The 6,772-nt window shown below is 68.0% G+C and carries 5 protein-coding genes and 2 pseudogenes; 5 read left to right on the top strand and 2 right to left on the bottom strand.

Translation table 11 applies throughout. The annotated features are described in order from the left end of the window. Positions 1-320 (bottom strand): annotated as a pseudogene (locus tag I6A60_RS40525) (amidohydrolase); the annotation flags it as partial. 144 nt (positions 321-464) lie between these two features. Further along, on the bottom strand, positions 465-1,400 hold the full coding sequence (locus I6A60_RS40520; protein ID WP_203018227.1) for a zinc-binding dehydrogenase: 936 nt from the start codon (positions 1,398-1,400) through the stop codon (positions 465-467). An 852-nt stretch (positions 1,401-2,252) separates the two neighbouring features. Here I6A60_RS40520 and I6A60_RS40515 point away from each other — a divergent pair. The 5 genes and pseudogenes from I6A60_RS40515 to I6A60_RS40495 all read left to right on the top strand — a co-directional run bounded on the left by I6A60_RS40515 (position 2,253) and on the right by I6A60_RS40495 (position 6,597). Beyond that, positions 2,253-2,984 (top strand): TetR/AcrR family transcriptional regulator, encoded by a 732-nt coding sequence (locus I6A60_RS40515; RefSeq protein WP_203018225.1) that lies wholly within the window; start codon positions 2,253-2,255, stop codon positions 2,982-2,984. A 14-nt stretch (positions 2,985-2,998) separates the two neighbouring features. Continuing rightward, positions 2,999-3,367: pseudogene (locus I6A60_RS40510) on the top strand (aldehyde dehydrogenase family protein); the annotation flags it as partial. 209 nt (positions 3,368-3,576) lie between these two features. Then, on the top strand, positions 3,577-4,773 hold the full coding sequence (locus I6A60_RS40505; protein ID WP_203018223.1) for a cytochrome P450: 1,197 nt from the start codon (positions 3,577-3,579) through the stop codon (positions 4,771-4,773). Positions 4,774-4,902: 129 nt separating this feature from the next. Further along, a complete protein-coding gene (locus I6A60_RS40500) occupies positions 4,903-5,457 on the top strand; it encodes a VOC family protein (protein WP_203018221.1) in 555 nt (184 codons plus the stop codon). Positions 5,458-5,760: 303 nt separating this feature from the next. Then, on the top strand, positions 5,761-6,597 hold the full coding sequence (locus I6A60_RS40495) for an SDR family oxidoreductase (RefSeq protein WP_203018219.1): 837 nt from the start codon (positions 5,761-5,763) through the stop codon (positions 6,595-6,597). The last annotated feature ends 175 nt before the right edge of the window (positions 6,598-6,772 follow it).

Raw genomic sequence — 6,772 nt, 5'->3', positions numbered from 1 at the left:
GACGGGAAGCACATCGAGCCGAGCACGCCGGCCGCGTTCATGTCCTTGACCCGCTCATGGATGTCGAAACAGCCCGGACGCATCTCCTCGAAGGACGTCGGCTCAACGCCGTACTCCTCCCTCGGCCGGCCCGCGACAGCGTTAAGGCCGACGTTCGGGATCACGGTGCCGTTGAAGGTCCACACATCGGAACCGTCATCGCGACGGACGACCTTCGGGGCGACATCGTCGAACTTCGCGGGCAGCCTGCCCTTGAACATGTCAGGTGGCTCGACCAGGTGATCGTCAACACTGATCAGGATGAGGTCATCGGCTTGCATGCCAGTCTCCGCTCGCGGGGTCGTGGGCTGCCAGAACTCCGGTCCGGGCCGGTCGGGCTGTCGGGGTCGAACATTCGCGTTCGAGTGGACTGATGGCGCTGTTCAGTCGAACGCCTCGTCAGTCGTGGTTCATGCGGTGGGATTTCATGGCTCCAGGACGACCCGGATGGCGCCTGACCGGCGGTCGCTCGCCACCTGGAACGCCTCTTCGGCGTCCTTGAGCGGGAACCTGTGGCTGATAAGTGTGCGGCTGATCTCCGGGTTGGCGGCCAGCATCGCCGCGGCGTCCTCCATCTCCCGGCCGCCCGCGTGAGCGCAGTAGCCGAGCGAGGGAATCAGCCGTGCCTCGCGGAGGAACAGGCTGGGCCAGTCGATCTCGATCTTCTCCATGAACACGCCGACCACGACGATCGTCCCGCCGGGTGCGACGAGGTCGATCGCGCGGGCGAGACTGGCCGGGCTGCCGGCCGCCTCGACCACGACGTCGTAACGGCCATCGGTGCCGATCGTCGCGCCCAACCGTGCCGCCGCTTCGATCTGGTGAGGGTGACGCGCCTCTATGGCGACATCCTCGGCGCCCTGGCCTTGAGCGCCCGCCGCGGCGAGCAGACCCAGAGCGCCGGCGCCGACGACGGCGACGCGAGTCTGGACGCCGGTACCGGCCAGACGTAAGGCGTGCCAGGAAACCGCGGCCGGCTCGACCAGGCTGGCGTCGCGGACGTCGAGACCGGCGGGCAGCGGGACAAGCCGACCGGCCGGGGCGCGGAACTGCTCGGCCATGCCGCCGTCGATGGAAAAGCCGAGCCCGCGCTCACCATGGGTCGGACAGCGGTTATAGCGGCCGCTCCGGCACTGGTCGCAGTCCATGCAGCCATAGAGGGCCTCGACGACATAGGCGTCGCCGGCCTCGTCCACGCCGGCGAGCTCGTGGCCGAGGATGAAACGACAGCCATAGGAGATGTACATGAGGTCGGAACTGCAGATGCTCGCCGAGCGAATCTGGAGCAGTTCCCCGGTGCCCGGCGGTTCCTCAAGATCGACGACCTGAACGCCGCCCTCCGCGGCACGTACGGCTTTCATCGCTGCTCCCCCTCGACGTGGGCTGGGTGATGTTGGTGCGTCGTCGGGCCCCGCCCGGTGCGCACGGTGAGCGAGACCCAATGGGTTTGACGGCACGTGATCGTGTGGTCGGAGTCAAGACGCCGGCGCGGGGACAGGCGGCATGAGGAGACGCCTCGAATGCCGGCGCGCCTTTGCGCGGGCACGGGGAAATCCCGAGAAAGGTGCGAGGAATGCCTGCGCCGACAACCGAGTCGGCAGCCGCACGACCGCGCCCAATCGCAGACCGTCGTCCATGTTGATCAGAGGTCGGTGTTTGACCACCCGCGGTCACCGTTCGCCGAGGTTCGGCGGTCCGCGGAGTCGCCAGACCATTCGAGCACGCCCACTCGAACCAGTCGGCCGGACCGAGAGGGACGGTCACAGGTCTCCGTGTCAAAGTCAAGGCTTGCCGAGCTGCGCGCCTTCAGGTGCGGCCGGTGCCGGTACGCGGGTCAGAGCATTCCGGCTCGCGAGCCGGGCCCCCGCCCGGCTGGCCGCCCGCACCGCCGACGTGGCGAAGACGACGGGTTTCGCGAGGGTAGCGCGAGCGCGCGTCGCGGCGGGGCCGTCGCTGGGTGGCGAAGACGCGGGACGGCTGGGAACCAGCCGATCCCAGGTGAGGCGCCTGGTCGGCCGGACGAGACCCTTGCCGTGCCGTCGTGGACGGTCTACATTACGGTCAACTTTTCCAGACATGATCGTCAAAAATATTTGACGATCATGTCTGGTTCCTCAGCCGAACCTGACCCACTGGTCGGCCTGCGGACGTCGCCTTGCCCCACAGCCGTGGGCCGCTGTGGCGGCCGCGTCGGTAGCCGTCAAGGAGCCCAGATGGAGCCTGTCCACCCGCCGAGACCGTCGGCGGTGCCGCCTTCGGCGTCAAACGCCGACGGCCCACCGCGCGCGCCGCGCTGGGACGACGACGGCCCACGGTCGCGCCGGGGGGCTGAGACGAGGGCACGCCTCGTCGAGGCGGCCAAGGCGGTATTCGAGGAGAAAGGATTCCACGAAGCCCGGATCTCGGACTTCGCCGAGCGGGCGGGCCTGACCCACAGCGCCTTTTACCACTATTTCGACTCCAAGGAGGAGATTCTCCGCGAGGTCGCGACGGTCATCGACCACACGTTGAACGCGGGCGTGGACATCATCCTGGACCAGCACTCCACCGCCACTCCTCGTGAGCGCATCGCCGCGGCCATGCGGATCCGCCTCAAGGCCCATCGCAAGGAGGCGCGGATCATGAACGTGATCGAGCAGGTGTCCCGGCATAACGAGCAGGTCCGGGTGCTCTGGTCACAGTTCTACGAACAGCACGTGAAAGAGATGGCCAACTCGATCGAACAGCTCCAACGCCGCGGGCTCGCGGACACCGCCCTCGACCCCGTCATCGTGACCGACGCCCTGGCCGTGATGACCATACGGTTCGCCGAGAAATCTCTCCTGCAGGAAGACTCCGGATACGACTTCGACACCGCCGTCGAACAGCTCACCAGGATCTACGTCAACGCGCTGCAACTCCGCGACCCGAAGAAGCCCCGCCGCCGACGGGAGGAGCCGAGGTGAGCCTCGGGCGCGCCCTGCCGACGGGGTGGTAGGTCGAACCCACCCTCTTCACCGACGTGGAAAACACGATGACCATCGCCCAGGAGGAGATCTTCGGCCCGGTCCTCGTGGTGATCCCCTTCGATGATGACGACGACGCGGTCCGCATCGCCAACGACAGTCGTTATCGCCTGGCCGGCGGGATGTTCTCCGGCTCGCTCGAGCGGTCGCTCGCGGTCGCCCACCGGGTCCGCACCGGCGGCCTCGCCATCAACAGCGGGACGCCGTACGGCGCCGACCTGCCGTTCGGCGGCTACAAGCACAGTGGAATCGGCCGGCAGAACGGCCTCGAAGGTTTCGAACAGTATCTGGAAACGAAGTCGGTCGCCTGGCCGAAGGCCTGAGCGCGGATCGCGCCGGCCCGCCGCGGCAGACGGAACCCGCTCCGCGGAGGCGCGGGCCGTGGCTGGCGCATGCCCAGTGGGGCGACCCGGGTCGAACGGCGCTCCGGCCCGCGCGCGGTAAGCACGCTTGATCTCTTGGAAACCTCGTGGACGAGAGCGGGCGACGCGCGCCGATAACCTCATCCTGCTTTCAGACAAGGAGCCCGGCTATGTCGGCGACAACCCGCAGCAGCGATCTCTACTACGACCCATATGACTTCCAGATCGACGCGGATCCCTATCCGGTGTGGCGCCGGCTACGGCAGGAGGCACCGCTCTACTACAACGACCAACACGGCTTCTACGCCTTAAGCCGTTTCGAGGACGTCGAGCCCTGCCTGAGCAACTGGCAGACCTACCGGTCCGGCCGAGGCACTCTCCTCGAGATGATCAAAGCAGCCGTTCCCATCCCGCCCGGTTCGATCCTCTTCGAGGACCCGCCAGTGCACCGGGCCCATCGCGGCGTCATGGCGCGGGTGTTCACGCCCCGGAAGATGAACGCTCTCGAGCCGCTGGTGCGCGACTTCTGTCGCCGCTCGCTCGACCCGCTTGTCGGGTCCGGCGGGTTCGACATCGTGGGTGACCTCGGCGCCGCGATGCCCATGCGTGTCATCGGTTATCTGCTCGGAATTCCGGAGAAGGACCAGGAGGCCATCCGGGACCTTTTCGACGAAAACCTTCGCCTTGCCGAAGGCGACGACCACGCGCCCCCGACGATGAGCCTCACGGAACCGTTCGCGGCCTATGTCGACTGGCGGGCGGAACATCCATCCGACGACCTGATGACGGAGCTCCTCAACGCCGAGTTCGAGGACGAGACCGGCGTCACTCGCACGCTGACCCGGGAAGAGGTCCTCAACTACGTCTACCTGCTTGCCGGGGCGGGAAACGAGACCACGGCGCGGCTCATCGGCTGGACCGGCAAGCTGCTCGCCGAGCACCCTGACCAGCGTCGTGAGCTGGTCGAGGACCGGTCGCTGATCCCCAATGCGGTCGAGGAGGTCCTCCGCTACGAGGCACCATCGCCCGTGCAGGCGCGGTACGTCCTCGACGATGTCGAGCATTACGGCCAGACCGTCGCGGCGGGCAGCATCATGCTGCTTCTCAACGGCTCCGCCAATCGGGACGAGACCCGGTTTCCCGACCCCGACCGTTTCGACATCCACCGGGACGTGGGGCGACACCTCTCCTTTGGCTACGGCATCCACCACTGTCTCGGAGCGGCGCTGGCCCGGCTCGAAGGGCGCGTAGCGCTCGACGAGATCCTGAGCCGGTTTCCCACGTGGGAGGTCGACTGGGACAACGCCGTCCAGGCTCGTACCTCGACCGTGCGCGGCTGGGACAAGCTTCCCGTACGGACCTCCTGAGCCGGACCGGAACCGCACGGCTTCACATTCTCGCCGCCGCGACGGAATCCGGCGTGCTGTTACGAGACGCGCCGCCGCGGCACGATCGTTCACCCTCACTCGCAGAATCATTGACTGTAGGAGGTACTGATGGGTGCGCACGCCGACGCGGCTGTCGAGCCGGCCACTCTTCCGGGAGACGTCCAACAGATTGGCTATATCGTCCGCGACCTCGACCAGGCACTGGCGAGCTGGCTCGAGCTCGGGGTTGGGCCCTGGTTCGTCATGCGGGGCCAGTCGCAGACCGGCACCTACCGGGGCCGGCCGTGCACGGTCCCGCTCTCGATCGCCTTCGGCAACTCGGGTGACCTGCAGATCGAACTGATCGCCCAGGAGGATGACACTCCGAGTATCTACCGGGAGTTCCTCGACTCCGGACGAGATGGATTCCACCAGCTTGCCTGGTGGACGACCGACTTCGACGCCACGATGCGGTCCGTCGAAGCGGCCGGCTGGCCGGTGGTGTGGTCCGGCGACGGGGGAGGCGCGGCTCGTTTCGCCTACGCGGAACCGCCCGCTGGTCCCGCGACGATCATCGAGATCATGGAACTCACGGCCACGACGGACGGGATGGCGACACTCGTCCGCGAAGCCGCTGCGGGCTGGGACGGCCGCGATCCGATTCGCTCGTTCGAACAGTTCTGACAGTGAGCGGCCGATGGCCGCTCTCGGCCAGGTTCATGGCGCCCAGCTCGCCGGCACGGCATGGGCAGCGGAATGTCCCTGCGATGACGCGATGGCACGGCTCCCAGACGAAGCTCGGGATTTCCGACGATGAGAGGGGAAAGAGTTGATCCGACACAGGCGATGGTCTTCCGGCGGCCTGGCCGGCCACGTCCTTTGCAATCGCTACGGCCGGTCGACCCACTGGAGCACGGCGCGCGGTCACGTCGCCAGCACCACGCCCGCCGACCGTCCAGCCGCGGCGCTCCCGGGGGTGGTCGCGCCGTGACGACCGTGGGAATCGTCACCGGCGCTGGCCGCGGCATGGGACTGGCCTGCGCGGCACGGCTCGTCGGCACGGTCGACATCCTGCTGCTCATCGACCGCGACGAGTCTGTGGCAGTCGTCGCCAAAGAACTGTCGACCGGTGGCCGCGCGACGCTCGTCGAACCCTTCTTACTCGACGTCACCGACGGCGACGGCCTGGCCCGGCTCGCCGCCCGGGTTGCCGAGCTGGGCACGCTGCGGGCCGTGGTGCACGCCGCGGGCATCTCGCCCACCATGGCGGACTGGCGCCGGATCTTCACGGTCGACCTGGTCGGCACCGCGATGCTCGCCGAGGCGCTTCGCCCGCTGACGACGACCGGGACGGCGATGGTGTGCTTCGCGTCCATGGCGCCGATGCTGATGGTGACCGAACCGCACCCAGCCGTGGACGCCGTGCTCGATCGCCCGCTCGCGGACGACTTCCTCGATCGGATGCATGAGGCACTCGGGACGGCGATCGAGGACTCAGGATCGGCCTACTCCTGGGCCAAACGGGGCGTACACCGCTTCGTGCAACAGGAGGCAGTTCGGGTCGGCCCCCACGGCGGCCGGGTCTGCTCGGTGTCCCCGGGGATCATCGACACCCCCCAGGGACGGCAGGAGGCGCAGGCCCACAGCCTCATGCAGGCGCTGGTGGACCAGACGCCCCTGGGCCGGATCGGGCAGGCAGAGGACGTCGCCGACGTCGTCGCCTTCCTCCTGTCGGACGGCGCCCGGTTCCTCACCGGCATCGACCTTCTCGTCGACGGCGGCATCTGCGCCGCCGTGCGTGGACCAGGAGCCGCCCAGACCTGAGGCCGTGGGCGGCAGTTGATGGCGCGTGGTCACGCCGACCGAACCAGCTTCGGCGGCCGGCCACGCGGCGACGGCGCGGCCCGCGGCCCGGAAAAGAAACGGCTCCGGACCCGGCCGTTCGTGGCAGCCGCGGGCAAGACCGTTGCCTGCCGCGAAATAGATCGATTTACCGCAA

Origin of the sequence: Frankia sp. AgB1.9, assembly GCF_016786355.1 — a bacterium.
Taxonomy (GTDB): Bacteria; Actinomycetota; Actinomycetes; order Frankiales; family Frankiaceae; genus Pseudofrankia.
Note: the sequence above shows the minus strand (reverse complement) of the source record. Positions and strands in the feature narration are given on the sequence as shown.

Excerpts from the sequence above, each read along its gene's own strand:
- I6A60_RS40500 (WP_203018221.1), top strand. The coding sequence starts at position 4,903 with ATGGGTGCGCACGCCGACGCGGCTGTCGAGCCGGCCACTCTTCCGGGA.
- I6A60_RS40515 (WP_203018225.1), top strand. The coding sequence starts at position 2,253 with ATGGAGCCTGTCCACCCGCCGAGACCGTCGGCGGTGCCGCCTTCGGCG.
- I6A60_RS40505 (WP_203018223.1), top strand. The coding sequence starts at position 3,577 with ATGTCGGCGACAACCCGCAGCAGCGATCTCTACTACGACCCATATGAC.
- I6A60_RS40520 (WP_203018227.1), bottom strand. The coding sequence starts at position 1,400 with ATGAAAGCCGTACGTGCCGCGGAGGGCGGCGTTCAGGTCGTCGATCTT.